The organism is Pseudarthrobacter sp. CC12, assembly GCF_039907755.1.
GTDB classification, from domain to species: Bacteria; Actinomycetota; Actinomycetes; order Actinomycetales; family Micrococcaceae; genus Arthrobacter; species Arthrobacter niigatensis.
This window is the reverse complement of the sequence record NZ_JARDJH010000001.1, coordinates 108,160-133,587: the sequence shown is the minus strand read 5'-3', so window position 1 is coordinate 133,587 and position 25,428 is coordinate 108,160. Positions and strand designations below refer to the sequence as shown.

Annotated in this window: 28 protein-coding genes and 1 riboswitch; of the genes, 14 read left to right on the top strand and 14 right to left on the bottom strand. The window is 68.2% G+C overall.

Annotation, left to right across the window (positions count from 1 at the left end):
- Nucleotides 1-23: 23 nt before the first annotated feature.
- On the bottom strand, nucleotides 24-257 hold the full coding sequence (locus PV772_RS00630) for a DUF3073 domain-containing protein (protein ID WP_141161457.1): 234 nt from the start codon (nucleotides 255-257) through the stop codon (nucleotides 24-26).
- Between the two features lie 272 nt (nucleotides 258-529).
- Here PV772_RS00630 and PV772_RS00625 point away from each other — a divergent pair, with 272 nt between their 5' ends.
- Nucleotides 530-1,207 carry a septum formation family protein gene (locus PV772_RS00625; RefSeq protein WP_347885057.1) on the top strand — a complete coding sequence of 226 codons (678 nt, stop codon included), beginning with the start codon at nucleotides 530-532 and terminating at the stop codon, nucleotides 1,205-1,207.
- A 41-nt stretch (nucleotides 1,208-1,248) separates the two neighbouring features.
- Here the strand turns inward: PV772_RS00625 and clpB are convergent, their stop codons facing one another.
- The 6 genes from clpB to PV772_RS00595 form a co-directional block, all read right to left on the bottom strand.
- Nucleotides 1,249-3,891, bottom strand: coding sequence for an ATP-dependent chaperone ClpB (gene clpB, locus PV772_RS00620; RefSeq protein WP_141159163.1), 2,643 nt, complete (start codon nucleotides 3,889-3,891; stop codon nucleotides 1,249-1,251).
- A 154-nt stretch (nucleotides 3,892-4,045) separates the two neighbouring features.
- Complete coding sequence (locus tag PV772_RS00615) at nucleotides 4,046-5,116, bottom strand: ABC transporter ATP-binding protein (protein ID WP_347885170.1); 1,071 nt, start codon at nucleotides 5,114-5,116, stop codon at nucleotides 4,046-4,048.
- On the bottom strand, nucleotides 5,113-5,958 hold the full coding sequence (locus PV772_RS00610) for an ABC transporter permease (RefSeq protein ID WP_347885056.1): 846 nt from the start codon (nucleotides 5,956-5,958) through the stop codon (nucleotides 5,113-5,115). The genes PV772_RS00615 and PV772_RS00610 overlap by 4 nt, the downstream gene beginning before the upstream one ends.
- A 55-nt stretch (nucleotides 5,959-6,013) precedes the next feature.
- A complete protein-coding gene (locus tag PV772_RS00605) occupies nucleotides 6,014-6,448 on the bottom strand; it encodes an SRPBCC family protein (protein WP_347885055.1) in 435 nt (144 codons plus the stop codon).
- Between the two features lie 100 nt (nucleotides 6,449-6,548).
- On the bottom strand, nucleotides 6,549-7,394 hold the full coding sequence (gene modA / locus PV772_RS00600; RefSeq protein ID WP_141182592.1) for a molybdate ABC transporter substrate-binding protein: 846 nt from the start codon (nucleotides 7,392-7,394) through the stop codon (nucleotides 6,549-6,551).
- On the bottom strand, nucleotides 7,391-7,801 hold the full coding sequence (locus PV772_RS00595) for a TOBE domain-containing protein (protein WP_141159159.1): 411 nt from the start codon (nucleotides 7,799-7,801) through the stop codon (nucleotides 7,391-7,393). Before PV772_RS00595 ends, modA begins: the two co-directional genes overlap by 4 nt.
- Nucleotides 7,802-7,919: 118 nt before the next feature.
- On the opposite strand from PV772_RS00595, the gene PV772_RS00590 reads away from it, so the two are divergent.
- Together PV772_RS00590 and PV772_RS00585 are read left to right on the top strand one after the other, a co-directional pair.
- A complete protein-coding gene (locus PV772_RS00590) occupies nucleotides 7,920-8,789 on the top strand; it encodes a DUF4031 domain-containing protein (RefSeq protein WP_141159158.1) in 870 nt (289 codons plus the stop codon).
- The gene (locus PV772_RS00585; RefSeq protein ID WP_347885054.1) at nucleotides 8,786-9,595 is read left to right on the top strand and encodes a 2-phosphosulfolactate phosphatase; all 810 of its coding nucleotides are present in this window, start codon (nucleotides 8,786-8,788) and stop codon (nucleotides 9,593-9,595) included. The genes PV772_RS00590 and PV772_RS00585 overlap by 4 nt, the downstream gene beginning before the upstream one ends.
- Before the next feature lie 14 nt (nucleotides 9,596-9,609).
- Here PV772_RS00585 and PV772_RS00580 read toward each other — a convergent pair whose 3' ends face one another.
- Together PV772_RS00580 and PV772_RS00575 are read right to left on the bottom strand one after the other, a co-directional pair.
- Entirely contained in the window at nucleotides 9,610-10,011 is a 402-nt protein-coding gene (locus tag PV772_RS00580) for a YccF domain-containing protein (RefSeq protein WP_347885053.1), read from the bottom strand.
- Nucleotides 10,012-10,120: 109 nt separating this feature from the next.
- Complete coding sequence (locus tag PV772_RS00575) at nucleotides 10,121-10,732, bottom strand: phosphoribosylanthranilate isomerase (protein ID WP_347885052.1); 612 nt, start codon at nucleotides 10,730-10,732, stop codon at nucleotides 10,121-10,123.
- 105 nt (nucleotides 10,733-10,837) lie between these two features.
- Between PV772_RS00575 and PV772_RS00570 the strand changes: the two genes are divergently transcribed.
- The 7 genes from PV772_RS00570 (at nucleotide 10,838) to PV772_RS00540 (ending at nucleotide 14,953) form a co-directional block, all read left to right on the top strand.
- On the top strand, nucleotides 10,838-11,407 hold the full coding sequence (locus tag PV772_RS00570) for a HutD family protein (RefSeq protein WP_347885051.1): 570 nt from the start codon (nucleotides 10,838-10,840) through the stop codon (nucleotides 11,405-11,407).
- 69 nt (nucleotides 11,408-11,476) lie between these two features.
- Nucleotides 11,477-11,541: riboswitch (guanidine-III (ykkC-III) riboswitch) on the top strand.
- Between the two features lie 9 nt (nucleotides 11,542-11,550).
- Complete coding sequence (locus tag PV772_RS00565) at nucleotides 11,551-11,874, top strand: SMR family transporter (RefSeq protein WP_347885050.1); 324 nt, start codon at nucleotides 11,551-11,553, stop codon at nucleotides 11,872-11,874.
- Nucleotides 11,874-12,239, top strand: a complete 366-nt coding sequence (locus tag PV772_RS00560) for a multidrug efflux SMR transporter (protein ID WP_141182598.1) — start codon at nucleotides 11,874-11,876, stop codon at nucleotides 12,237-12,239. The genes PV772_RS00565 and PV772_RS00560 overlap by 1 nt, the downstream gene beginning before the upstream one ends.
- 9 nt (nucleotides 12,240-12,248) lie before the next feature.
- Entirely contained in the window at nucleotides 12,249-12,875 is a 627-nt protein-coding gene (locus PV772_RS00555) for a nucleoside/nucleotide kinase family protein (protein ID WP_347885049.1), read from the top strand.
- A gap of 29 nt (nucleotides 12,876-12,904) precedes the next feature.
- Entirely contained in the window at nucleotides 12,905-13,933 is a 1,029-nt protein-coding gene (locus tag PV772_RS00550) for an aldo/keto reductase (RefSeq protein WP_141159150.1), read from the top strand.
- 45 nt (nucleotides 13,934-13,978) lie between these two features.
- Nucleotides 13,979-14,281: an antibiotic biosynthesis monooxygenase family protein gene (locus PV772_RS00545; protein WP_141159149.1), complete on the top strand. Its 303-nt coding sequence runs from the start codon at nucleotides 13,979-13,981 to the stop codon at nucleotides 14,279-14,281.
- Nucleotides 14,282-14,302: 21 nt separating this feature from the next.
- The gene (locus PV772_RS00540) at nucleotides 14,303-14,953 is read left to right on the top strand and encodes an MBL fold metallo-hydrolase (RefSeq protein ID WP_141159148.1); all 651 of its coding nucleotides are present in this window, start codon (nucleotides 14,303-14,305) and stop codon (nucleotides 14,951-14,953) included.
- A gap of 59 nt (nucleotides 14,954-15,012) precedes the next feature.
- Here PV772_RS00540 and PV772_RS00535 read toward each other — a convergent pair whose 3' ends face one another.
- Nucleotides 15,013-16,881, bottom strand: coding sequence for a DEAD/DEAH box helicase (locus tag PV772_RS00535; protein WP_347885048.1), 1,869 nt, complete (start codon nucleotides 16,879-16,881; stop codon nucleotides 15,013-15,015).
- Between the two features lie 318 nt (nucleotides 16,882-17,199).
- Here PV772_RS00535 and PV772_RS00530 point away from each other — a divergent pair, with 318 nt between their 5' ends.
- Nucleotides 17,200-17,937, top strand: a complete 738-nt coding sequence (locus PV772_RS00530) for a class I SAM-dependent methyltransferase (protein WP_347885047.1) — start codon at nucleotides 17,200-17,202, stop codon at nucleotides 17,935-17,937.
- On the opposite strand, the gene PV772_RS00525 is transcribed toward PV772_RS00530, so the two are convergent.
- Nucleotides 17,934-19,358 carry an MFS transporter gene (locus PV772_RS00525; RefSeq protein WP_347885046.1) on the bottom strand — a complete coding sequence of 475 codons (1,425 nt, stop codon included), beginning with the start codon at nucleotides 19,356-19,358 and terminating at the stop codon, nucleotides 17,934-17,936. The two genes, PV772_RS00530 and PV772_RS00525, sit on opposite strands and share 4 nt — an antisense overlap.
- Before the next feature lie 8 nt (nucleotides 19,359-19,366).
- Entirely contained in the window at nucleotides 19,367-20,713 is a 1,347-nt protein-coding gene (locus tag PV772_RS00520) for an MFS transporter (RefSeq protein ID WP_347885045.1), read from the bottom strand.
- A 186-nt stretch (nucleotides 20,714-20,899) separates the two neighbouring features.
- On the opposite strand from PV772_RS00520, the gene PV772_RS00515 reads away from it, so the two are divergent.
- Both PV772_RS00515 and trmB read left to right on the top strand, forming a co-directional pair.
- The gene (locus tag PV772_RS00515) at nucleotides 20,900-21,307 is read left to right on the top strand and encodes a hypothetical protein (protein ID WP_141182605.1); all 408 of its coding nucleotides are present in this window, start codon (nucleotides 20,900-20,902) and stop codon (nucleotides 21,305-21,307) included.
- Nucleotides 21,308-21,396: 89 nt separating this feature from the next.
- Entirely contained in the window at nucleotides 21,397-22,320 is a 924-nt protein-coding gene (gene trmB / locus PV772_RS00510; protein WP_347885044.1) for a tRNA (guanosine(46)-N7)-methyltransferase TrmB, read from the top strand.
- Nucleotides 22,321-22,341: 21 nt separating this feature from the next.
- Here the strand turns inward: trmB and PV772_RS00505 are convergent, their stop codons facing one another.
- Together PV772_RS00505 and PV772_RS00500 are read right to left on the bottom strand one after the other, a co-directional pair.
- Nucleotides 22,342-22,788 (bottom strand): hypothetical protein, encoded by a 447-nt coding sequence (locus PV772_RS00505; protein ID WP_141159142.1) that lies wholly within the window; start codon nucleotides 22,786-22,788, stop codon nucleotides 22,342-22,344.
- A gap of 5 nt (nucleotides 22,789-22,793) precedes the next feature.
- On the bottom strand, nucleotides 22,794-24,374 hold the full coding sequence (locus tag PV772_RS00500) for a hypothetical protein (RefSeq protein ID WP_347885043.1): 1,581 nt from the start codon (nucleotides 24,372-24,374) through the stop codon (nucleotides 22,794-22,796).
- A 211-nt stretch (nucleotides 24,375-24,585) separates the two neighbouring features.
- On the opposite strand from PV772_RS00500, the gene PV772_RS00495 reads away from it, so the two are divergent.
- Nucleotides 24,586-25,404, top strand: coding sequence for a DUF1206 domain-containing protein (locus tag PV772_RS00495; protein WP_141161454.1), 819 nt, complete (start codon nucleotides 24,586-24,588; stop codon nucleotides 25,402-25,404).
- The last annotated feature ends 24 nt before the right edge of the window (nucleotides 25,405-25,428 follow it).

Here is a 25,428-nt window from a genome sequence, read left to right as displayed (position 1 = left end):
GGGCCACGGCAGGCTTGCGACAACTAGCCGATGCGACGGCTGTCAACCTCGTCGTCATCGTCATCCAAATCATCCGCGTACTTGTCCACATAAGCCGAATAGTCCGGCTCAACCGGCTCACTCGAGTAATGGCTCGTCGAACGACTGCCCGGACCCGTCAGCTCCCGCTGAAGTGCCGAATAGTCAGTGTTCGGGGAGTAGTACTTAATGTCCCGAGCCTGCTTGGTAGCTTTTGCCTTTTGACGGCCGCGCCCCATGGCGTGACCCCCTTTTGTACTTGGACCGGAGGTGGTCACCTTGGCGATCGGTGAGGCCCCGGAATGTTTGGTCAATTTGTCGTACACCTAGATTACATGCTTTCGGCGCCCCCTGCTTGCCGCCAATCGGCCCGTGCAGTGGCGTGGGGTACCATGACGCACCTCCACCCGCAGGATTCCGGGATTTTTCTTCGGTAGAGTCACTAAAGAAGTGCCGATTTTGTGTGGCCTTTGGCGAGCCGCGGAACCACAACCCAGGAGGATGCGCACCCGTGAACCAGTACGTCCCGCCGAAGCCGGCCCTCCCGCCTCGAACCGGAAACCTGCCCCTGGTGCCGGGGCGGGACGCCGGTCCAGCGCCCGCCCCGGAGTCAGTCACCTGGTCCCAGCCGCGCCGGGAGCCGGGACCGGACCAGCGCGTCAACAGGAGGCCTGCCTTCTGGAAGGCATTCCTCGTCACGGTCATCATCGCGGTCGCCGGTTCGCTGGTGTGGCTCGCCGTGTGGCTGAACTCGTCGCCCGGGACGGACTCGGCGACAAGTTCAGGCCCCGGCGTGCTGCAGACCGCCGTGACCCCGCCGGCCACCCCGCAGCCCCTGCCCCGCGATGGGGTTGCACCGGCAGACTATGCCGTGGGCGACTGCTTCAAGGACTTCGACCCGCAGGCCCTGGCGTCCACTTTGGTGCCATGCGACACGGGCCATTCAGCACAGCTCGTCGCCACCCTCCACTACCCGGAGAGCGCCAAGTATCCGGGGGCGGACCCGCTCAAGGCCAAGGCGCTGGAAGTCTGCCAGGCAGCGAAGCTCGGCCCGGCGGCCAAGCAGTTCCAGCTCAACTACCAGCGCAGCTATCCCAGCAACACCAGCTGGGAATCCGGGGACCGCAGGGTGGATTGCTACGTCACGGCCGACGCCGGCAACGTGATTAACGCGAGCGTGCTGCCCTGACAGTCACCAGGGCAGCACAGCCTGCATCACGGCCGCTGCGGTTAGTCCTTCCGGCGTACTGAGAGGCCGGAGCTCGGGACACCCGTCAGCGCGTCCACGTTACCCTCGGTGAGTTCCCCAAGGTCCGCGGCGGTGTCAACCACTACGGTGTCGCCGTCGCTGATCTCCCCGGCGAGGATGGCCTTGGCCAGCCGGTCGCCGATCTCGCGCTGCACCAGGCGGCGCAGCGGGCGGGCACCATAGGCGGGGTCGAAGCCGGACAGCGCGAGCCACGCCTTGGCCCCGTCGGTGACCTCCAGCGTGAGGCGGCGGTCATGGAGGCGCCGGCCCAGCTCGTCCACGTGCAGCTCCACGATGCGGCCCAGTTCCTCGACATTGAGGGCGTCGAAGAGGACCACTTCATCGAGCCGGTTTAGGAACTCCGGCTTGAAGGAAGCGTTGACGGTGGCCATCACGGCGTTCCGTTTTGCCTCCGCGTCCAGGGTCTGGTCCACCAGGAACTGGCTGCCCAGGTTGGATGTCAGCACCAGGATGACGTTGCGGAAGTCCACGGTGCGGCCTTGGCCGTCGGTCAGGCGGCCGTCGTCGAGCACCTGCAGGAGGATGTCGAACACCTCCGGGTGCGCCTTCTCCACTTCGTCCAGCAGCACCACGGAGTAGGGGCGGCGGCGCACGGCCTCGGTCAGCTGCCCGCCTTCCTCGTAGCCCACATATCCCGGAGGCGCCCCGACCAGCCGGGCGACGCTGTGCTTCTCGCCGTACTCGGACATGTCGATCCGCACCATGGCGCGTTCGTCGTCGAACAGGAAATCCGCCAGCGCCTTGGCCAGTTCGGTCTTGCCCACGCCGGTGGGTCCCAGGAACAGGAAGGAACCGGTGGGCCGGTTGGGGTCGCTGATGCCGGCCCGCGCGCGGCGGACGGCGTCGGACACGGCCGTCACGGCCTTGGCCTGGCCGATCAGGCGGCGTCCCAGCTCCTCTTCCATGTGGAGCAGCTTCTGGCTTTCGCCCTGCAGCATGCGGCCCGCCGGGATGCCCGTCCACGCAGAGATGACCTCGGCGATATCCTCGGCGGTCACTTCCTCGGCAACCATCTGCGTGGACTTGTCCGTCACGGCGGCCTCTGCCTCGGCAGCGGCGTTCACCTCGCGCTCGAGGGCCGGGATCTCCCCGTAGAGGATCCGGGAGGCAGTTTCGAGGTCGCCTTCGCGGGCAGCCTTGTCGTACGCGGAGCGCAGTTCGTCCAGCTTTGCCTTCAGGTCACCCACGCGGTTGAGGCCGGCCTTCTCCGCTTCCCACCGGGCATTCAGGGCGGAGAGCTCCTCCTCCTTGTCCGCCTTGTCGGCGCGGAGTGCGGCGAGGCGCTCCACGGACGCGGGATCCGATTCGCCGGTCAGGGCCAGCTCCTCCATGGTGAGCCGGTCCACCTGCCGCCGCAGCTGGTCGATTTCCTCCGGAGCGGAGTCGATCTCCATGCGGAGGCGCGAGGCTGCCTCGTCCACAAGGTCGATGGCCTTGTCCGGCAGCTGGCGGCCCGTGATGTAGCGGTTGGACAGCGTGGCGGCGGCCACCAGGGCAGAGTCTGCGATGGCGACCTTGTGGTGCGCCTCGTAGCGCTCCTTGAGGCCGCGGAGGATGCCGATGGTGTCCTCCACGCTGGGCTCGCCCACGTACACCTGCTGGAAGCGGCGTTCCAGGGCTGCGTCCTTCTCGATGTTCTCGCGGTACTCATCCAGGGTGGTGGCACCGATCAGGCGCAGCTCGCCGCGCGCCAGCATGGGCTTGAGCATGTTGCCGGCGTCCATGGAGGAATCTCCGGTGGCGCCTGCACCCACCACCGTGTGGATCTCGTCGATGAACGTGACAACCTGGCCCTCGGAGCCCTTGATCTCCTCGAGGACAGCCTTGAGGCGCTCTTCGAACTCGCCGCGGTATTTGGCGCCGGCCACCATGGAGCCAAGGTCCAGGGAGATCAGCGTCTTGCCGCGCAGGCTTTCCGGGACGTCGCCCGCCACCATGCGCTGGGCCAGGCCCTCGACGACGGCCGTCTTGCCCACACCGGGTTCGCCGATCAGCACCGGGTTGTTCTTGGTGCGCCGTGAGAGCACCTGGACAACACGGCGGATTTCCGAGTCCCGTCCGATCACCGGATCCAGCTTGCCGGCGCGGGCCATCGCGGTGAGGTCCGTGCCGTACTTCTCCAGGGCCTGGAAGGTGTTTTCGGGGTCCGGGCTGTCCACTTTCCGGTCGCCGCGGACTCCGGGCAGCGCAGCGAGCAGGGCTTCCCGGGACGCTCCGGCTTCGCGGAGGAGCCGGGCAGCAGCGTCGTTGCCGGCGGAGAGGCCCACCAGCAGCACCTCGGTGGAAACGAAGGAATCACCCAGCCGGTCCGCCTCCTCCTTGGCGTGCTGGATGGCCTGCAGGGCAGGCCTGGACAGCTGCGCCTGCTGGCTGGAGCCGCCGGAGGTGGCGGGCAGGGCCTTGATCGCGCTGCTGGCCTGCACGCTGACAACGTCCGGGTCCGTGCCGGTGGCGCGGAGGAGCGCAACGGCCACGCCTTCCCGCTGGTCCATCAGCGCTTTGAGGAGGTGGGCCGGTTCCACCTGAGGGTTGCCGGCCGTGGAGGCGTTCATTGCCGCCGCGGAAAGAGCCTCCTGGCTCTTGGTGGTGAATTTGACGTCCAAAGAGAGCTCCTTTCGGGGGCTGGTTGACTAAGTTGAGTGTACTACGCTCAACTTTGCGCGGCGACGTTCCTTAGCCATGTTTGCCCACGGCGAAACGTCTGTCCAGAGCCGGAGGTCCCTTCCCCGGGAATCCCCTGGTTGCCCCTTCCGGTCGCTAAGTCCCGTAGACGGAGACGGCGGCGGCCTTGACCACGAAGTGCACCGTCATGCCCGGCGCAAGGCCCAGGTCCGCGGAAGCGGAAGGCGTGATGTCGGCGGCCAGGCCGCTGGCCCTCACCCGGATCTGGTCACCGTGGGGTTCGAGGTCGGTAATGGTGACCGCGAACGAGTTCCGCGGGCTTCCGTGGGCGTCGTCGAGGAACACTGACACAGCCGACGGCGGGAAGACGGCAACGCCCGGACCGCCTGCTTCCGGGAAGCCGGCTTCGGGGAAGGCCGGTTCCGGGTGGTGCCCCGCGATCCTCATGCCACGGGAGGTATGCACCCCAGCGCCGTCCAACGTGCCAGGGATGAAGTTCAGTCCAGCCAGTCCGGCGGCAAAGGAGCTGCGGGGACGTTCCAGGACCGTCCGCGTGGGCCCTTCCTCCGCAACCTTCCCGTTTTCCAGGATGACCACACGGTCAGCGAGCACCAGTGCATCCAGGACGTCGTGCGTGACGATGATGGCCTGCCGCCCCGCGAGGACCCGCTTGAAGAGGCGGCGCAGCAGCGGAGCAGAGTGGATGTCCAGGGCGGCCAGCGGTTCATCGAGCAGCAGGAGTGCGGGATCGGCGGCGAGCGCGCGGGCCACCGCCACGCGTTGGGCCTGGCCGCCGGACAATTCTGCGGGACGGCGTCCGGCGAGGTGTTCCGCTTCCACATCAGCCAGCCAGCGCATGGCCTGCTGCTTCGCGTCCCGCTTCGGGACACCGCCGCTGCGGGGCCCGAAGGATACGTTGTCCACCGCGCTGAGATGGGGAAACAGCAGGGGTTCCTGGGCAAGCAGGGCCGTGCCGCGGTGATGGGGAGGCAGCCAGGTCCGGTTGGCGCCGTCGAGGTCGAAGAGGGTCCTGCCGTTGAGTTCCGCCCGGCCGCTGTCCGGCCGCAGCAGGCCCGCGATGCTGGCCAGCAGGGTGGATTTGCCGGCGCCGTTGGGTCCCATCACGGCCAGCGTTTCGCCCGGCCGGACGGCGAGGTCCACGTCGAAGCCCCGCCCGGCCACGGCTGCCTGGAAGGACAGCGTCACGGGACTTCCCCGCGAACGGGTGCGGGCGTCGTCGTCCGTTTGGCAGTCCATGGGCGGCTCTTTGCCGGCTGCCGGTACGCGAGCGCCACGACGGCGACGGCGACTGCCACCAGGACCAGGGACAGCGCGACGGCGGCAGCGGGGTCCGTTTCCCGTTGCAGGTAGATCTCCAGGGGCAGGGTCCGGGTCACCCCCTGGAGGCTGCCGGCGAAGGTGAGCGTGGCGCCGAACTCGCCCAGGCTGCGCGCGAAGGAGAGGACGGCGCCGGACGCGAGGCCGGGCAGGACCAGCGGCAGCGTGACCCGCCGGAACACCGTTCCCGGCCGGGCTCCCAGCGTGGCGGCCACTGCTTCGTAGCGGGAGCCCGACGTCCGCAGGGCCCCCTCCAGGCTGACTACCAGGAAGGGCAGTGCAACGAACGTCTGCGCCAGGACCACCGCCGTGGTGGAGAAGGCGATGCGCAGCCCAAGCACCTCCAGGGCCTGCCCCAGCAGCCCTTGGCGGCCGAATGTGTACAGCAGGGCGATTCCGCCCACCACCGGCGGAAGCACCAGCGGCAGGAGCACCAGTGAGCGCAGGAGCCCCTGCAGCCGGAAGAAATCGCGGGCGAGGACCAGTGCCAGCGGAACCCCCAGCACGACGCACAGCACGGTGCTCGCCGCGGACGTTCGAAGGCTCAGCCCCAGCGCAGTCAGTGATGGGCCCGACGTCACCAACGGAATGAACTGGGCCCAGTCGACGCGCAGCACCATGGCCAGCAGGGGCAGGACGACGACGACGGCCGCCAGGACGGCCAGCACCCGGACCCAGGCGGGGATGCCGGAGTACGCGTGCCTGTCCACCTGCCGCACTCCCTCTCTGCCTTTCCCCGTTTCCGTGCCTGCTGTACCCAAGTGCTCAGCGGCCTTCGAGGACCTGCTTGAGCCTGGACAGTTGGGCTACCTCAGATTCCATGGTCCTGGTGACCATCGAATCAAGGACACGCATCAGGAGCGGAAGCCTGGCGTCCAGGGCAAAGTGAACGGTGGTGCTGCCGGCTTCCCCGGCCAAGGTATACGTGCCTGTGGGCCGGGCCGGCCCCGCAACCACCTCGAAGCCCAGCAGGCGGCCCGGCTCTGCGGTGGTGATTTTGTAGTCACCCTGCAACGGGCGGCCCTTGGGTCCGGTCAGCGTTTGGCTGTAGATTGCGCCGGGCTCACCTGCCCTGCCTTCCTTGAGGGAAATGGATATTACGCCCTCACGCCAGGCGGTGTTGTTCAGGCCGTCGGCCAGGAAGTCGTAGACCTCGCGTGCCGGCCGGTTGATGGTGATGCTGTTTTCTGCGTGGGCCATGCTGGTTTCCTTCGGACATGTCGGCTAAGAACGCTGGATGCTTGATGGTGGTGTCGACCGGCACGGCCCGGCGGACCTGCCGCCCGTTCCTCGCCCCACCCTACTGTCCGCCGGGCCCGAAACCCGCGGCGGCCAGGACTTTTTGGCCCTCCGGGCCTGCCACCAAGTCGATGAATGCGTGGGCGGCGGCCTTGTTCCTGCCGCCGGCGAGGCCCGTAATCGGGTAGGTGTTCACGGCACTCCCCGCCTCCGGGAACTGGATGCCTGCCGCCCTGAACCCCGCCGCCTTGATGTCGGTGCCGTAGACCAGTCCGGCGTCCGCCTCGCCGGAGGTGACCTTGCCCAGGACGTCGGTGACTGCGTTTTCCTCGCTGACCGGGCTCAGCGTGAGCCCCGCCGCCTGGGCCACCCTGGCCGCGGCGGCCCCACAGGGAACCTGCCTGGCGCAGGTCACCAGCTTGATGCCCGGCCGGGCCAGGTCCTTCAGCGATGTGACACCGGCAGGATTGCCCGGCGGCACCGCGATTGCCAGGGTGTTGGTGGCGAAGTTTTCCGGCGTGCCATCAGCCAGGCCCGCGTCCTGCACCTTCTTCATATTGGCAGTATCCGCGGACGCGAAGACGTCCGCGGGCGCACCCTGGCTGATCTGGCTTGCGAGGTCCGAGGAACCGGCGAAACTCAGCGCGACCGATGTGCCGGGATGTTCCGCTTCGAAGGTGCCGGCGAGCTCGGTAAAAGCCTGCTTGAGGGAGGCCGCCGCGAAGACGGTGATTTCGCCGCTGGGCTTGTCATTTGCGGTGGTGCCCGCACCGGCACCGGTTACGGAGCCCCCTGCGGCGCAGCCCGGGAGGACGGCCAGCAGCAGCGCGACCACCGGCAGGACACCGAGGGAAAGCACGTGTTTCCGGAGTGGCGGGTGCCCGGACCGGGCAGGTGGCTGTTTCATGCAGTGGCCCGGCCCTTCGAGGATTCGATGATGACAGTGGTCGCCTTGACCACGGCGGTGGCAACGGCCCCCGGTTCCAGCCCCAGTTCACGCACGGCTTCGCTGCTCATCAGGGAGACCACCCGGAAAGGACCGCACTGCAGTTCCACCTGCGCCATGACTTTGTCCGTAATGACATTGGTGACCAGCCCGACGAACCGGTTCCGTGCCGAACTGCTGCCGCCTTTGGGGTCCTCCGGGAGCTGGGCGAGCTTCTGTGCATGCGTTGCCAGTTCCAGCCCGTCCACCGCCCGGCGGCCGGAAGCGTCCCGGAGCGCGGTCAGGGTCCCCTGCTCTGTCCACCGGCGGACAGTATCGTCGCTCACGCCCAGGAACCGTGCAGCCTCCGAAATGCGGATGAGAGCCATAGGAGGATTATATTCCGCAAATACGGTTTTTTGGCCTGCATGTATTCGCAAGCGAGGTTGCGGGCAGGCCTCCCGGCCGCTCCGCGGGCCCAGCCGGCGGCGGCACTAGACTCCTTCCATGGCCATCTACATCGACCCGCCGCTGTGGCCTGCCCACGGAACGCACTTCTCGCACTTGGTGTCGGACGTATCGCTGGACGAGCTTCATTCGTTCGCGGCCGCCGCCGGGATTCCTGAGCGGGCGTTCGACGGCGATCACTACGATGTGCCGGAACGCCGGTTCAATGACCTGGTGGCCGCCGGCGCGGCTCCGGTGGAGGGAAGGGTGCTGGTGCGCCGGCTCATCGCCAGCGGCCTGCGGATCCCGGCGCGCCGGCGGAACAAGTCGCTGAAGGTCCCGCTGCTGAACCGCTGGGAAGCCATCATGCCCGGGCACGACGCACTCTTCCTGGACCTGCTGGACCGGTGGAGCGAACCACACCGCCACTACCACGGCTGCACCCACCTGCTTTCCGTACTGGAGGCGATCGACCTGCTCACGGAACCTGGCGAGCCGCCGCGGGCAGTGCTGCTGGCGGCCTGGTTCCACGATGCCGTCTACCGCGGGATCGCTGAACAGGACGAGGAGGAGTCAGCGCGCCTGGCCGAAGACCGGCTGGCCGGCGCCGGGCTTCCGGAGGAAGAAGTGGCGGAAGTTGCCCGGCTGGTCCGCCTGACGTCGGATCACCGGCCGGAGCCTGGTGACGACGGCGGGGCCCTCCTCTGCGACGCGGACCTTTCCATCCTGGGCGCCGAACCGGACGAGTACGCCCGCTACGTCGCTGCCGTGCGGAAGGATTACGCGCACATCGGCGACGCCGACTTCGCAGCCGGCAGGTCCGCCGTCGTCCGCCACCTGCTGGAACTGGACCCGCTGTTCCACCATCGGCGGGCCAGGGCCCTGTGGCTGGACGCCGCACACCGCAACCTGGAAGGCGAACTCGCATGAATGCACCCGGCACCAGTCCGCGGCACACGCACTCCGCCAATGCAGCCCACCGCCAACTCCCTTTCGCCGTCCGGCTGGAATGGGGGCTGGAGGGAGCAAGGACGGTGGCACCCGGGGCCGACATCGCGGTAGTGGTGGATGTCCTGTCCTTCAGTACCTGCGTCAGCGTGGCCCTGGACCGGGGCGCTGAAGTCTTTCCCTACCGCTGGCGGGACACCACGGCCGAGGACTTCGCCGCCCACCACCGCGCCCAGCTGGCCGGGCCCCGCGGCGGCGGAGGCCTGAGCCTCTCCCCCGCAAGCCTCCGCGCTGCGGATTCGCTGGACCGTGTGGTGCTGCCCTCGCCCAACGGTTCCGAACTTTGCCATGCGCTGGCCGCCGAAGTGCCACTCGTGGCCGCAGCCTGCCTGCGGAACGCGGCGGCCACGGCGGAATGGGTGGCCGCCAACCTTGCCGCCGATGCCGTGGTGGCCGTGGTCGCCGCCGGTGAGCGGTGGCCCGACGGCACAATCCGGCCCTCCGTGGAGGACCAGATCGGAGCCGGCGCCTTCATCGCGGGGCTGGTGGCCGCCGGCAAGGGCGGCTACGAAGCCGGTGACGGACGGCACGGCTATGCTCCGGAGGCCGTGGCGGCCATGGCTGTTTTCGAGTCCGCCGAACCACGGCTGCGCGAGCTGCTGCAGAATAGCTCCAGCGGCCGCGAACTGTCCGGGGCAGGCTACGCCGAGGACGTGGACATCGCCGCTGAGCTGGACGGAAGCGAGCGGGCGGCCATCCTCCGGGACGGATCGTTCCGGCCGCTGTAACCAGCCGGCAAACCTTAGCGGTAGGTGCTGACGAACGGCCTGCTGGTTGGCACGATCTGCTTGCCCAGGGGCATCAGGGACACCGGGATGAGTTTGAGGTTGGCGATGGCCAGCGGGATGCCGACGATGGTCACGGCCATGGCGAACGCGGTGACCACGTGGCCAATGGCAATCCAGATCCCTGCCACGAGCAACCAGATCACGTTGCCCAGCAGCGAAAAGACACCCGTACCGCCGGGCTTGTCCACCACCATCCGGCCAAACGGCCACAGCGTGTAGGAGGCAATCCGGAATGAGGCGATACCCCAGGGGATGGTAACGATCAGCAGGCAGCAGACCACGCCCGCGAGGAAATAGCCCAGGGCCAGCCAGAAGCCGCCGAAAACCAGCCAGATGATGTTCAAAAGTGTCTTCATGCACCCATTGTGCCCTCGACCCCCTGACAAAAGGCTGTCCGGCCAAAAGATGGGGGACATCCCTGAGCGGGCCCTGACCCGGCACCGGTCAGGCGCAGGCGGATGGCCGCTAAGCCGTGGCAGGGGCCTTGGCAGCATTGACGAACGCGCGGATCTTGGCCAGGTCCTTCACGCCGCGGGATGCTTCAACGCCGGAGGAGACGTCAACGCCCCAGGCGTGGGCAGCGGCTGCTGCCTGGCCCACGTTGGCCGCCTCGAGGCCACCGGCAAGCACCCAGTTCCGGCCCTCCAGCACGGGCAGGCCCGCCACGGAGGCGTAATCCCAGGACTCCCCGGAACCCGGAACGGCGGCATCGATCAGGAGGAGGTCCTCACCCCAGTCCTCGAACTCGTCCGGTGAGGCACCCATGGTGATGGCCCTGACCAGCTTCATGCCGGCGTCGTGCACTGTCTCCACGTCCGTGCGGGACCGGGCGCCGTGCAGCTGGATCCATTCCAGGCCGGCGGCGCGGGCGATGGCGATGGCGTCTGTGACAGGCTCGTCGCGGAACACCCCGATCGGGGAAACGCTGTCCGGTACTCCGGCCAGCAGGGAGGCGGCCTGTGACGGTGAGACAACCCGGGGGCTGGCGGTGAGGACGAACCCCACCGCATCCGCGCCGGCGTCCACTGCTTCGCGGACCGATTCGGGCGTGCTGAGACCACACACTTTGACGAACATTCCCGGGCTCCTTCAGGCTGTTTTCGTGTTGACCCCCCGGAGGAGAGTAGCAGGCACGGGACCGGTGTGCGACGGGCAACCACGGCGGGGAACTACGCTGGGCTGATGCAGATCATCCGCTTCGAAGGGCTCAAGGCCGAACCATGGCGCAACGGTGGCGGGGTGACAAGGGAAATCGCACGCCAGGGGTCGGCGGACGGCGGCTGGGACTGGCGGGTGAGCATCGCCGATGTGGCCAAGGCCGGCGACTTCTCCGCTTTCCCTGGAATGGAGCGCGTACTGACGGTCATCGAGGGGGAACTGCTGCTGCTGACCGTTGGCGGCGCGGAACAACCACTTGAAAAGTACCGTCCGTTCCGGTTCGACGGTGGCGCAGCTACAACAGCTGCACTGCCCACCGGCGACATCCGTGACCTTAACGTCATCACCCGGACCGGGGCGTTCAAGGCCTTCACCTCCATCATCGAACTGTCCAAAAAACGCGCCCACCCCGTGTTCGAAGGACAACTCGGGGTGCTCCTGCAGGGCCAGGCGAAGGTCAGCGACAGTGCTGGAGACCCGCTTGAGCTCGGCCGTTACGACGCCGTGGTGGGGTCTGACAGCGATTCTCCGGAAATCCTGGGCCGCGGCTTCCTGGCTGTGGTGTCCATCGACCCCCTGGAACCTGCGACGTAAGCACCCGCGCGGGTGGTGAGGTTGCGCACCACCGGTGGCAGCCCGTCGTCGTGCCTTGCTACCTTGGAAGCCAAGGCCCTCCCCGGGCCTCCGGACGACGGTTCAGTACCCGGCACGCGACAAGACTGGCCAAAGGAACTGTCATGCCGTGGATCATCCTCATTCTTTCCGGCGCGCTGGAGGCCGTGTGGGCAGCGGCGCTGCACCGGACCTCGCAGGTTTCCGGACGCCGCCGAATCGCCCCCGCGGCCTTGTTCCTGGCGGCCGTTGCCGCCAGCACCGGCGGCCTTGCCGTGGCCATGCAGGCCATTCCCACCGGAACGGCCTATGCCGTGTGGGTGGGCGTGGGGGTGGTCCTCACCTCCGCCTACGCGATGGCCACCAGGGTTGAACGCCCGACGGCGGCGCGCCTGCTCCTGCTGTCCGGCATCGCCGCGTGCGTGGTTGGCCTGAAGGTGGTGGCGTGATGGTGAAGCGTTCCGTTCCGTGGCTGGTGCTGCTGGCGTCGGCCGTCCTGGAAGCTGTCTGGGCCACCGCGCTCGGCCTGTCCGACGGCTTCACCCGCCCGCTGCCCACCGTGGTCTTCGCCGTCACCGCCACGCTCAGCATGCTGGGCCTGGGCATGGCCGTCCGGACCATCCCGCTGGGTACGGCCTATGCCATCTGGGTGGGCATCGGCGCCGCGCTCACCGTGGGTTGGGCCATGGCCACCGGCGTGGAGCCGTTCAGCGTGGTGAAGCTGCTGTTCATCACGGGGATTGTGGGCTGCGCCGCAGGCCTGAAGGCGTTGCCGGCAGAAAAAGATGCGCCGCTGGCGCCCGGCGGTGACTAGGCTTTTGCCATGCACTCCCCCGAGATCACCATGGCCGTCGACGCGCTGCGGCGCCGGCTGGTGCGCGGAACGCGGACCATCCTGGGCATAGCGGGGGCACCGGGCGCCGGAAAGTCCACGTTCGCTGCCTGGCTGCAGCAGCAGTTCGGGCCCGGTGAGGCGGTGGTGGTGCCCATGGACGGTTTCCACCTGGGCAACACCATCATTGAGGGCACGCCGCTGCGGCAGCGCAAGGGGGCCATCGACACGTTCGACGCCGGCGGGTACCTTTCGCTGCTGCGCCGCCTGGTGCGGCGGGACGAGGCAGTGGTATACGCGCCGGAGTTCCGCCGCACCCTGGACGAGCCGGTGGCCGCTTCGATCGCCGTCCCGGCCGACGTCCAGCTGGTGATCACCGAGGGAAACTACCTGTTGGCGGACCAGGAACCGTGGAAGGACGTGCGGGCGCAGCTGGACGAAGTGTGGTTCCTCGAAACGCCGCCCGCGCTCCGGCTGCAGCGCCTGGTGGAACGGCACGTTTCGTTCGGCATGGAACGGGAGGCTGCGGTTGCCTGGGCCACTGGACCTGACGAAGCCAATGCCCGCCTGATCCAGGCCACCCGCCCGGCAGCGGACCGCGTCCTACCTTGGCTGTAATTTCAACGCAGGAACCGAACAGGAGAACCATGGCAAACGCACCCACCGAATCCGGCAGCACTGGACCCGCAGAAACTGTCCAGCTCGGCGACGGACTGACCGTCAGCCCCCTGGGCTTCGGCGGCATGGCCCTCACGCCGGTCTACGGCGAGGTGGACCCTGCCGAGGCGCTGCAGACCCTGCACCACGCCGTCGACGCCGGGGTCAGCTTCATCGACACCGCTGACATCTACGGCGGCGGCAGCAACGAGGAACTCATTTCCCAGTTGCTCAAGGACCGGCGGGACGAAGTCCAGCTGGCCACCAAGTTCGCGCTGGTGGGCACACCCACTGACGGCTACACGGACATCCGCGGTGACGCCGCCTATGTCCACGAGGCAGTGGAACGGAGCCTTCAGCGGCTTGGCACCGACGTGATCGACCTCTACTACATGCACCGCCGTGACGTCCGCGTCCCTATCCAGGAAACCGTGGGCGCCATGGCGGAGCTGGTCGCGCAGGGAAAGGTCAGGCACCTGGGCCTTTCCGAGGTGACGGCACAGGAACTGCAGGACGCGGCAGCGGTCCACCCGATCGCCGCGGTCCAGAGCGAATGGTCCATCTGGAGCCGGGACGTGGAACGCAATGTTGTTCCCGCCGCCGCCGGGCTGGGAGTGGGATTCGTCCCGTACTCCCCCCTGGGCCGTGGCTTCCTCACCGGAACCGTGGATACTGCCAGCCTGGGCGAGAAGGACTTCCGGCGGAACATCCCCCGGTTCGCCCCGGACGCCGCAAGCGCCAACCAGGCGGTGGTGGACGCCGTCCGGGCTGTGGCGGACCAGCTGGCCGCCACGCCGGCGCAGGTTGCCCTGGCGTGGCTCCTCGCCCAGGGCAAGCGGCTCGGACTTCCGGTTGTCCCCATCCCCGGCACCCGCAAGGCCGCACGCATCGACGAAAACCTTGGCGCGCTTGCCCTGGACCTCACCCCGGCGCACCTGGAGGCCTTGGACGCGGCGTCGGACGCCGTCGTCGGCTCCCGTTCCGCGGACCCCGCCTGGGTGTCCGAGGGCCGCGAATAAGGCCGCTCTCCAAAAACCCGTCCCTCGCCCAACCCAAGGAGCCCCATGCCTGCCATCGTCCACTTCGAAGTCCAATTCAAGCCCGAGCATGTCACCGACGCCGCCAAATATCTGGCTGAAACCCTCGCCGCCACCCGAGCGTGGCCCGGTAACCAGGGCATCGAAGCGCTGGTGGATGACGCCGACCCCTGCCACATCCTGGTGGTGGAAACCTGGGCCACCACCCAGGACCACGACGACTACGCCGCCTGGCGGGCCACGCCGGAAGGCAGGAGCGCGCTGCACGAGGTACTCGCCGCGCAGCCGTCCAAGCAGGTTTACTCCACCACCCTCCCGCTCGGCCTCTAGCCCGTCCTTAGACTGAAGCCTATGGACTCACTTCGATACGACCTGCCGGCGATCACCATCCGCAGCATCCCGGTCAGCGAGATGGACAACAACGTGTACCTGCTGACGGCAAAGGAGAGCGGCGCACAGGTGCTGATCGATGCCGCTGACGATTTTCCTGCCATCCAGCAGCTGCTGGCGGACGGGGCCGGGGACACGTCGGCGGCCCCGCGGCTTGCGCTGATTGCCACCACGCACCAGCATTGGGACCACGTGCGCGCCCTGAAGGAACTGGTGGACGCCACGGGAGCACCGGCAGCCGCCGGAGCGGACGACGCCGATGCGCTGCCGGTCCCCGTTGAGGTCCGGCTGAACCATGGCGACGTCGGGAAGTTCGACGGCTTCGAGCTCACCGCCGTGCACCTGCGCGGCCACACCCCGGGCTCCATTGCCTTCGTGTACCAGGACCCGGAAGGACCTGCGCACATCTTCTCCGGCGACTCCCTGTTCCCCGGCGGCGTAGGCAATACCCAGAAGGACCCGGAACGGTTCAACCAGCTACTGTCAGACGTCACGGAGCGGCTGTTCGGCGCCTACCCGGACACCGCCGTCGTGCATCCCGGGCATGGCAAGCCCACCACGCTGGGTGCGGAGCGCCCGCATCTTGGGGAGTGGCGCGCCCGCGGCTGGTAATGTCTGCACACGCAAAAGGCGGGCCCAACCGTGAGGTTGGGCCCGCCTTTTTTCATTGGCTAGCGGCCGCGGCGCTCGTTCGACGCCGGGGCGGACGCGCGGCGGGGGCCGCTGCGGGCGGGACGGCCCGAGCCGCCATTGCCGCCGCTGCCGGAACCGTAGGACCCACCCGAGGTTCCGCCGGTGTTGGAAGACCAGACGGCCTTGTTTCCGCCGGCTGCACCGGATCGCTGGCCGGTTGCGGGGCGTCCGCTGCGCTGGCCACCACCGGACGCGGGGCGTCCACCCGAGGCGGGACGGCCCGTGCCGCCGCGGGGAGCATCGCTGCGGGTGATCCGGGAGTCGCCCCGGCCCTCCGCTGCACGGCCGTCGGAACCGCGGCCGGCCGATGAGCGGCCACCTGCTGCGGGAACGTCGTTGCGATGCGTGGAAGCGGTGCCACGGCCGCGGGCGTTGCGGCGGGCAGCGGCTGCTGCCACTGCGCGGTCCTCGTTCTGCTCCGCGTTGCGGTCGAATGCTGCACGGGCCTCCGTGCGGCCTTCGAAGGCAACGGCCCGGCGTTCGGCGCGGGTCGCGTCACTGCGGGCGGGCTCGGCCGAAACCTTGCCGCGTCCGCCACGTCCGCCACGCCCACCGGTGGTGGGAGCGGCCTGGCGGCGTGCGCGCTTGCGCTCCGCGTTGGCGCCGGTGGAGGTGCCCCCGCCCTGGCGGGGAGCCTTGGCGGCCATCAGGGCGGCGCGGGTGCGGGGGTCAACCTTGTCGGCGATCTCGCCCACCAGGTCGGCCACGAGCGGGGAGTTGGCCGTGACGCGCTCAAAGTTCACATCGACGCCGGCAGCCTTCATGAGCTTCTTGACGTCGGCCTGCTGCTCCGGGAGGGTCAGCGTGACCACGGTGCCGTCGGAGCCGGCACGCGCGGTGCGGCCGGAACGGTGCAGGTACGCCTTGTGCTCGGTGGGCGGGTCCACGTGGATGACCAGTTCGACGTCGTCCACGTGCACACCGCGGGCGGCGACGTCGGTGGCCACCAGGACGCGGACGTCGCCGTTGGAGAACTCGGCGAGGTTGCGGTCACGGGCATTCTGCGAGAGGTTGCCGTGCAGGTCCACAGCGGGGATGCCGGCGTCGGTCAGGGTCTTGGCCAGCTTGCGGGCGTGGTGCTTGGTCCGCATGAACAGGACGCGGCGGCCGGCGCCGGAGGCTAGCTCAACGATCAGCTGCTTCTTGACGGTTTGGTCGTTTACCACCAGCACGTGGTGCTCCATGGTGGTCACCGCGGCCTGCGGATCGTCCACCGAGTGGGTGAGCGGGTTGGACAGGTAGCGCTGGACGATCTTGTCCACGCCGTTGTCCAGGGTGGCGGAGAAGAGCAGGCGCTGGCCCTGGCTGGGGGTCATGTCCATGAGCTTCTTGACCACGGGCAGGAAGCCGAGGTCGGCCATGTGGTCGGCCTCGTCCAGGACGGTGATCTCCACAGCCTCGAGGGTGAGGATGCGCTGGCGGATCAGGTCCTCCAGGCGGCCGGGGCAGGCGATGACGATGTCGACGCCGGCACGCAGCGCCTTTTCCTGCCGGGCCTGGGAGATGCCGCCGTAGATCACGGTGGTGTTCAGGCCGGCGGCCTTGGCCAGCGGCTCGATGGTGGCGTTGATCTGGGTTGCCAGTTCACGGGTGGGCGCCAGGACCAGGCCCATGGGGCGTCCGGGCTTCCGGAAGTACTTGGCTTCCCGCTCAGCGAGTCTTGCTACAAGCGGGATAGCGAAAGCAATGGTCTTACCGGATCCGGTCCGGCCCCGGCCCAGGACGTCACGGCCGGACAGCGTGTCCGGAAGGGTCTTCACCTGGATGGGGAACGGTTCAACTATTCCCTGGGCGGTAAGGGTGTCTGCAAGGGCCTTGGGAGTACCGAGGGCAGCAAAAGTAGTCATGTAGTTTTTTACGGTCTTTCTGGCGGTATCCGGGCGGATATCGGCCCCCGATGCCGGTTGGACCAGGGGTTTCGCCGAAGAAAAGTCAGGTGATCAACCGGGCGCTGTAAATCAGGACAGCCGGCCGGGACCAAATGGAACGCGTTCATCGACGCAGGATGTGCCTCTCACATGAAGAAAGCCCGCTCCCTGGAAAGGAACCTCCAGATCCGGAGCAGGCGGCATCACTGCACATCAAGTTCCTCCAGTCTAGCATCCCCGCGCCGGGAACCTGTCGTCGGCGTTGCCTTCGGGGACCTGGCGGGGCAGTGTTGAGCCATGAGCGAGCACCAGGACACGCAACAGCCCGAAGGGCACAGGCACGACGGCGGGGCTGCCCTGGGCGGTATTGGCGGCGGCATCGACGCGGCTTCTGCCTGGGACGAGCGGTACCGCAGCAAGGCAAGGCTGTGGAGCGGAAAGCCGAACCCGCAGCTGGTCCGGGAGGCCGGGGGCCTCCGGCCCGGGAAGGCCCTGGAACTGGGGTGCGGCGAAGGTGCCGACGCCATCTGGCTGGCGCACCAGGGTTGGTCCGTGACCGCCGTCGACGTTTCCTCAGTTGCCTTGGAACGGGCCCGCTCGCACGAACTGGCCGAACTGGCGCGGGAAAGCGTGCACGCCTCAAACGGGACCCTGGAAAGCCGGATCACCTGGCAGCAGGCGGACCTGACGCAGTGGCACCCCGGGAACTCCTACGACCTGGTGACCTCGCAGTTCCTGCATTCCCAGGAACTGGACTGGCGGGTCCCCCTGCGGGCAGCAGCCTCGGCCGTCAAGGCAGGCGGAACGCTGCTGGTGGTGGGCCACCACCCGGACCGGCTTCCGCCCTGGGGCAACGACCACCACCAGCACCTGGACATGTTCTACACGGGGGACCAGCTGGTGCAGGAACTGGGACTGGATGAGCCCGGGTGGCAGGTGGAGGTCCTCACCAGCCGGGAGCGCCCGGTGACGGGGCCGGAAGGGCAGGAAGCGACCATCGCCGACGTCGTCCTGCGCGCCACCCGCCTCTCCTAACCTGCCGGAGGAGCCGGGGTGGTGACGCGGGGCGCCACCACTGCCGCCGCGACCCCGATGGCTGCGGTGAAGGCGAACACTCCTGCGAAGGACTGGGCCGGCGTGGTGAACGCAGCGAAGACAATCCCGGTGGTGGCCAGCGACAACGCCCCGCCCAGGGAGTCGGAGATGGACATGGCGGAGCTGTTGAAGCCTTCGTCCTCCTTGGTGGACAGCGCCAGGGTCATCACGCTGAGGCGTGGGTAGAGCAGCCCCATGCCGCCCCCTGCCAGCACCCAGCCCGCGATGGCGGTGGCGGCCGGCCAGTGCAGCGCGGTGGTGGCCAGGGCCAGGGTTATCGCGGCCAGGACCATAAGCGATCCGGCCTGGACGGCGCGGCGGTGGGGCAGCCGCGTGCCCATCCGGCCCTGGACGGCGGCAGCCCCCGCCCAGGCGAGCGCACCGCCGGTGAGGGTCAGCCCGGCCAGCGTGGGCGGGAACGAATACTGGTCGATCAGCAGATACGGAAGGTAGACCTCGGCGCCGAAGAACGACGCCGACGAGAGCCCGCGCGCCAGGATCACGCTCGGCAACCCGCGGCGGGCGGCGAGGGTGCCTGGGGGCACCAAGGGGCGCACGGCCACCAAGGCCAGGACGACGGCGGCGAGCGCCAGCAGTGCCGTGGCTGCCGGGAAGCCGGGGATGCCGGCGTCCGCGGAAAGATTGAGTCCCAGCACCGCGAGCGCGGCCAGTGCCGCCCATCCCAGCCGGCCCAGGGCCCACGGCGGCGCGGTTTCTTCCGCCTGCCCGTTTCCGGCCGGCTGTCCGTCCGCGTCGGGGCCGTCCAGTCCGCGCAGCACCGGGACGATCATGGCCAGCGCCGGAATGACCAGGCCCACCACGCCCAGGAACACCCAGTGCCAGCTGAAGACCTGGGCCACCACACCGGCGGCGAAGGGCCCCACCAGGGACGGGACCACCCAGGCCGCCGAGAAGGCAGCGAAGATCCTGGCGTGCAACTGGCCCGGGAAGAACCGCGCCACGAGCACGTAGAGCGCAACAGTGAGGGCGCCGCCGCCGAGGCCCTGCACCAGGCGGCCGGCGACGAGCAGAGGCATGGTCACGGAAGTGCCCGCGATCAGCAGGCCCGCCACGAACAGGGCCACGGAGGCGTACAGCGGTGGGGCGGGGCCCCGGCGGTCAGACCAGTTTCCCGCCCCCACCATGCCGATCACGCCGGTGGCCATGGGCCCCGCAAAGGCCAGCGCGTAGAGGCTTCCGCCGTTCAACTCCCGGCTGACCAGGGGCATGATGGTGGTCACGGCAAGCGATTCGAAGGCGGCGAGGAACACCAGGGCGCAGGTTCCCACGGTCACCCACAGGTACGGGGGCCGGAAGATTCCGGCGGCGTCGCGGGTTCCCGGGAGCGTGGAGTCCTGCACGGCCGGCCCTACTCCACGAACCGGTTCCGGCCGGACCGGTAGCCGAAGACGGCCGCGAGCAGGCCCACCACCATGAACAGGATCCCGGCGGGAACAAAGGACCCCGTCGCCTGGTGGAGCTGGCCCACCATGAGGGTGCCCGCGGAGCCCACCCCATAGCCCACACCCTGCATCATGCCGGAGAGGTGGGCTGCGGTGTGCCCGTCACGGGTGCGGAGCATAATCAGGGTCAGGGCCGCGGCGGTGAGGCTTCCCTGCCCCAGTCCGAGCAGGCCGGCCCACACCCAGATGAGGTTGAGGGGGCCCAGGATACTCAGCACGAATCCCCCGCCGGTCATCAGAGCTACCACCGTGTTGATGGCGCGCTGGTCCCGGAACCTTGCGGCGAGGGCGGGAGCGAACAGGGACCCCAGCATCTGCAGCACGATGCACACGGCAACGATCAGCCCGGCGGTGGCGCCATCCACGCCCCTCTCCCGGAGGATGGGCGCCAGCCACGCGAAGCCGCTGAAGGACATCATGGCCTGCAGCACCATGAAGATGGTGACCTGCCAGGCGACCGGTGAGCGCCAGACGTTGATCCCGTCCCTGACCGCCTGGTGCCTGACCGTGCCCTGACGCAGGGCCACGGGGAGGAACAGGAGAAGCACGACGGCGGCGGGGAGCGCCCAGACCCACAGTGCCTTGGTCCACTCCCCCGTCGCTGTGTACACCGGGTAGGTGAAGCCGGCCCCAAGCGCGGCGGACGCACAGATGGCGGTGGTATAGAGCCCGCCCATGAGCCCCAGCCGGTGCGGGAAGTCGCGTTTCACCAGGCCCGGAAGGAGCACGTTGCACAGGGCGATGGCGGCGCCGCAGGCCGCGGTGCCTACCAGGAGGGCAGGAAGGTGGCCGCCCCCGCCCGTTGCTGTTCCGGTGTCCACGGGCCGCAGCAGCAGCCCGGCGGTCAGTAATACCATGGCGCCCAGCAGCACCCGCTCCGCACCGAACCGGCGGGCCAGGACCGGGGCGAGCGGCGCGAAGACGCCCAGCAGCGTCACGGGAACAGTTGTCAGCACCACCACGGACCAGCCGGGCAGCCCGGCCTGGGAGATCACCTCCGGCAGGACGGCGGACAGGCTGGAAAAGACGCTGCGCAGGTTCAGGCCGATCAGGACCAGGCACACGCCCAGGTAGGCGAGCGCTCGCCTGCTGCCCACGCGGGTGGGTTCCACCGCCGGCAGCTCATCGATTTCTGCGTCCACCAGGGTGCTGAGGTCCACCACACTGCTGCCCGTCCGGGTCCCGCCCTGGGCGTCCCCGAAGGCAGCCATTCGCCGCTGCTTCCTTGCCTCGGCATTCGTTCCGTCCGTCATGGGCCCATTCTTGCAGGCGGGGGGCGGCACGGAGTTTTCCACATACGGGACGCCGCTGCTTCCGGCGCGCAAGGCAGGTTCGTAGGTTGGGGAAAGCCGCCGGTTCATCCGGCCCGCGTCCACTGATATATGCCCCCTGATACATGCCCACTGATACTTGCCCACTGGCAGACCGACCGGAAGTAGATGATCACCATGAATTCACAGGAAACCGCCCCGGTTGATGAGCGGGGGCCATCCGTTCAAGGACCGGCAACCGCCATGCGGGGCCCCGGGAAAGCCATTGCGAGCCTTGTCCTGGCCATCCTTGCACCCCTGGGCCTGGTGATCACCCGCCCCCTCGCCGCCTTCGCGCTGCTGCTGACCTTCCCCTACAACGGTCCGTCAAAGCTCCCCTGGGTAGCGCCATTGGTTCTTTGGAGCCTGCCTATGATCCTCGGGTCGATTTCCACGGGTTTGGCCATCGCGGTGATTCGGGACGCGAAACAGCAAGGGTTCGCCAAGGGCATGTCGACAGCCTCACTGTGTGTGTCGGGCGTGGTGTTTGTGATCGGACTCTTGCTCTCGACAAGTCTCATACTGATGATGCATTAGCCTGCATTGTCGCGGCAGGAGGTTTCCGCCGAATCCAGCCCGTCCCGCGTGCCCGCCCGCGCTGTTCCTGCGGCGCTATCCTGGAAGGGATGAGTGAATCCCCTGAAAACCCCCAGCAGCCGCATGTCCCCAGGCCCGTGACACCGGGGACCCAGGCCTCCTTCGGCACGTACGGCGGCCGCCCGGTCAGTTTCGTGCGCCGCGGCACCCGTCTCCAGGGCCGCCGGCAGGCAGCCTGGGAGGAACACGCCGAACGGTGGGCCGTGGACGTGCCCCGGCACGTGGCCAACACCTCGGTCCACCCCGACTACACCTTTGACGCCGCGGCTGAGTTCGGCCGGGACGCCCCGCTCATCGTTGAGATCGGTTCGGGCCTGGGCGACGCCATTTGCCACGCGGCGGAACAGAACCCCGGCACGAACTTCCTGGCCGTGGAGGTCTACACGCCGGGACTGGCCAACACCATCATCAAGATCAACAGCCGGGGCCTGGACAACGTCCGCGTGGTGGAGGCGAACGCGCCCGAAGTTCTGGCCACCATGCTGCCTGAAGGCTCGGTCAGCGAATTGTGGGTCTTCTTCCCGGACCCGTGGCACAAGTCGCGGCACCACAAGCGCCGGCTCATCCAGCCGGAGTTCGTCGGCCTCGCTGCCCGCGCGCTGAAGCCGGGCGGCCTGTTCCGGATCGCCACCGACTGGTCCAACTACGCAGTCCACGTCCGCGATGTCATGGCCGGCTCCGCAGACTTCGAGAACCTCCACACCGGCGAGCGCCGCGGCCCCGAAAGCCCCCTGACGCAGGTGTGGCAGTCCGGTGTCGAAGCGGTGGTAGGCGGTGCACCCGTGCGGGAAGGACGTGCACCGGTGAGCACGGAACACACCGGGCCCAACGAAGGCGTGGACGAGACCGGCGGCTGGGCCCCCCGCTTCGAGGGCCGGATCAGGACCAGCTTCGAGGCGAAGGCGCACGAGGCCGGCCGGTTGATCTTCGACCTCTGCTACCGCCGCCGCTAAGCGGCGGGGCCGGGAATGCCGCTAGCCGACGTTGATGGCGGCCACGATCTCCTTGAGCATGTCCAGGCGCGGTTCGGCTTCCGGGTCCAGGTACGGCCAGACGACCACGACGCCGATGAACCGGTTGCTTTCCCACACGCCCACTGTGGCTGCCACCTTGGCCGGGCCGCCGTCGTCGTCATACCCCGCCACCACGGCGTATGCAGCCTTGCCCGGCAGGTCCAGCTCGCCCTCCGCCAGGAGGGTGCCGCCGCGGTCCTCAAGGTAGTAGCCCGCCATCAGGTGCGCCCAGCCGTTGGCCTGCGGCGCGTCCTGGACGGAGGTGTCGTCCTTGATGACGGTGACCAGGACACCGCCCGGCAGGCCATACTGCCCGCTGTTGGGCCCGGCCGTGGAGTCGTCCAGGACCTGGGTGTGCTCGGGGAAGTCCGCGGTGAAGCCCAGCGGGGATTCGATGTGCACTGACATGGGTTTCAGAGCCTCTCGAGCTTGGTGTCGTTGGGGACTTTATAGTACGTGGACACGTTGGTGGTGGACTGGTTCTCGGTCTTGATGTCCACCTCACCCACTTTCACATCGATGCCCGCCTCATTCTTGGCAGTCAGCACCGAGTTCACCTGGACGGTGGCCGAGCCGGCCTCGTAGAGCCGGGCCGCGTCATGGGCCGCGCCGGTGTCATTTCCCAAGGCAACGTTGCGCAGGTAGCTGTCGATGATGGGACGGTTCACGGGCGTGTAATCGATGTCGATCTTGACGGTGCCCTGGGTCCCTGCGGTCACGGTCGAATCGAACTTCGCCCCCTCGGTCTTCAGGCCGGACGTAACGCCCTGGGCCACGGTCCCGTCCATGGAGACGGAGACGGAATCGATGTTGTTGTGCTTGTCCATATTGACCGCCAGGCCGCCCTTGCCGGAAGCCTCAAAGACCCTGCCATCCAGCTTGAGCCGGCCGTTGGCGGAAACCTCGCCGCTGGCCGTGGAGGTGCCGTCCGTCAGGTTCCGCTCGTAGGCGAGGTCGAGCTTCGCACCGCCGGATACCGTGCCGGATTCACCGGTTGCATCCAGCGAGAACGTGCCCTTGGCCTTATCCGTCTGGCCGGTGGAGCCGTTGTCCTTCGCCGCGTCATTGATGGTGTCCAGGATGTAGCCGGGCGGGTTGCCGGCCACATCCTTGATCTCCCCGATGCTGTCCGGCGGAAGGTCGTGGTACATCTGCTTGCGGGCCGCCATGGCTTCCTCCACGCTGGCGAACGTGTACTCGCGGGAGACCTCGCCGGTGAGTGTTGCCCCCGCGGTGCCGGAGGCGTCATTGACGCCCAGGCCCATGTTTCCGTACACCTTCATGGTGGCGGACCCGTCGGCGTTTTCCACCACCTCCGTGCCCACTTCGGCGCCGCCGTGGACCCAGGCAACCCTGGCTTCGATGGAGGCCTTGCCTGTTTCTGTGTAGACCGGGATGTCGGCCTTGGCCAGTTCCTGCAGGTGGCGCTTCGCCAGTTCCTGGGCTGCCGCGGGGATGCCGCCGTCCATGCGCATCAGGTCTTCGGCAAACGGGCCGTCGCTGCCTTCGCCCTGGATCAGGTACTGCCTGTCGGCGTCGGACAGGCCGGCCCACCACTTTGCCTGCTCTTCCGGGCTGGCGTTGACCATGCTGTCCAGTCCGGCCGCGAGCTCGCGGCGGTGCCCGGCCGCTGCCCTGGCTTCTTCGGCCCGTTCCTTGAACCACTCCCTCGCCTGCTCCGCCATGGAGGTGATCCGGTCCCACGTGCTGCCGCCGGAACCGCCACTTCCCGTGGTGGAAGCCTTCTCCTGCTCGTCGGCATGCTTCATCAGGATTTTGGCGTTTTCCCGCAGGCTGGCCACCACCCTGTCCAGGCTGGGACGGTGGCTGGCGCTCCACTCCTGGCGGAATCGTTCACCGTCCCGGCCCTTCCACGGCGCGGATTGGATCTGGCTGTGCAGCGACCCGGCGCGGCTGCCCAGCAGTGTCGCTGCCTGGTCGGCGGCCTTGGCCAGCGCCCGCAGCTGGCTGATGTCTGCGCCGTAAAAAGTCATGGTTTCCCCCGGAAAAGAGTGCGGTGCCTGTCGATCGCTGGTCCTCATGGTTGCACAGGTACGGAATCGCGGCGATGGGGATCCCTCCCCATCGCCGGCCCGGAACCAACTGTTCCGGGACCCCGCGGCGTGGCACGATTGCCCTTACAAGAAGGGCACGGAAACCAGCGCACTCCCGCGCCGTCCAAAAGGAAAGACGATCAAAGAAGAACTGAAACAGGCCGTTGACAAGGCCGAGGACGTCACCAATTCGCGCGTCCTTGAGATTTTCGCCCGGTCCGGGTTTGCGGCCAGCGGCATCCTCCACCTCCTGGTGGGCGCCATTTCCATCCGGCTGGCGGTGGGCGGAACCGGAAATGCGGACTTCAGCGGTGCGGTAGCGGAACTCGCCACCATGCCCGTGGGCCCGTTCCTGCTGTGGGGCAGCTTCGCGGCCTGCGCCGCGTTGTCGCTCTGGCAGGCAGGGGACGCGATCTTCGACTTCAACCACCAGGCCACCAAGACCAAGGTGAAGAACAAGGCCAAGGCCACCTTGCAGGCGATCGTGTACGCCGTCCTTGCCCTGACCCTCTGGCACTTCCTCACGGGCGCTGGAAACGGCGGCGACAACCGCAAGGCCGCGAGCGACTTCACTGTATCGATGATGCAGGCCCCGGGCGGCGTTGCCCTGCTGGTCCTGATCGGTGTGGCGGTTGCCGTGACGGGTGTGGTCTACGGCATCCGGGGACCGAAGAAGTCTTTCCAGAAGCAACTGCGGATGCCGGCTCCGGGGCCGGCCAGGACCGCCGTCACGGCACTGGGCGTGGCAGGTTACCTGGCGAAGGGAACAGTACTCCTGCTGGCAGGCCTGCTGATCGCCGTCGCCACGCTCAAGCGGCATCCGGAGGATTCCACCGGCCTGGACGGCGGCCTGCGGGCCCTCCGTGACCAGCCAATGGGCCCCTACCTGCTGGCAGCGGTGGGGGCCGGGCTGATTTGCTACGGGGCGTACATGATCATGCGCGCACGGTTGGCGAAAATGACCAAGTAGCAGGCGCCGGCGTGGTTAGGTTGG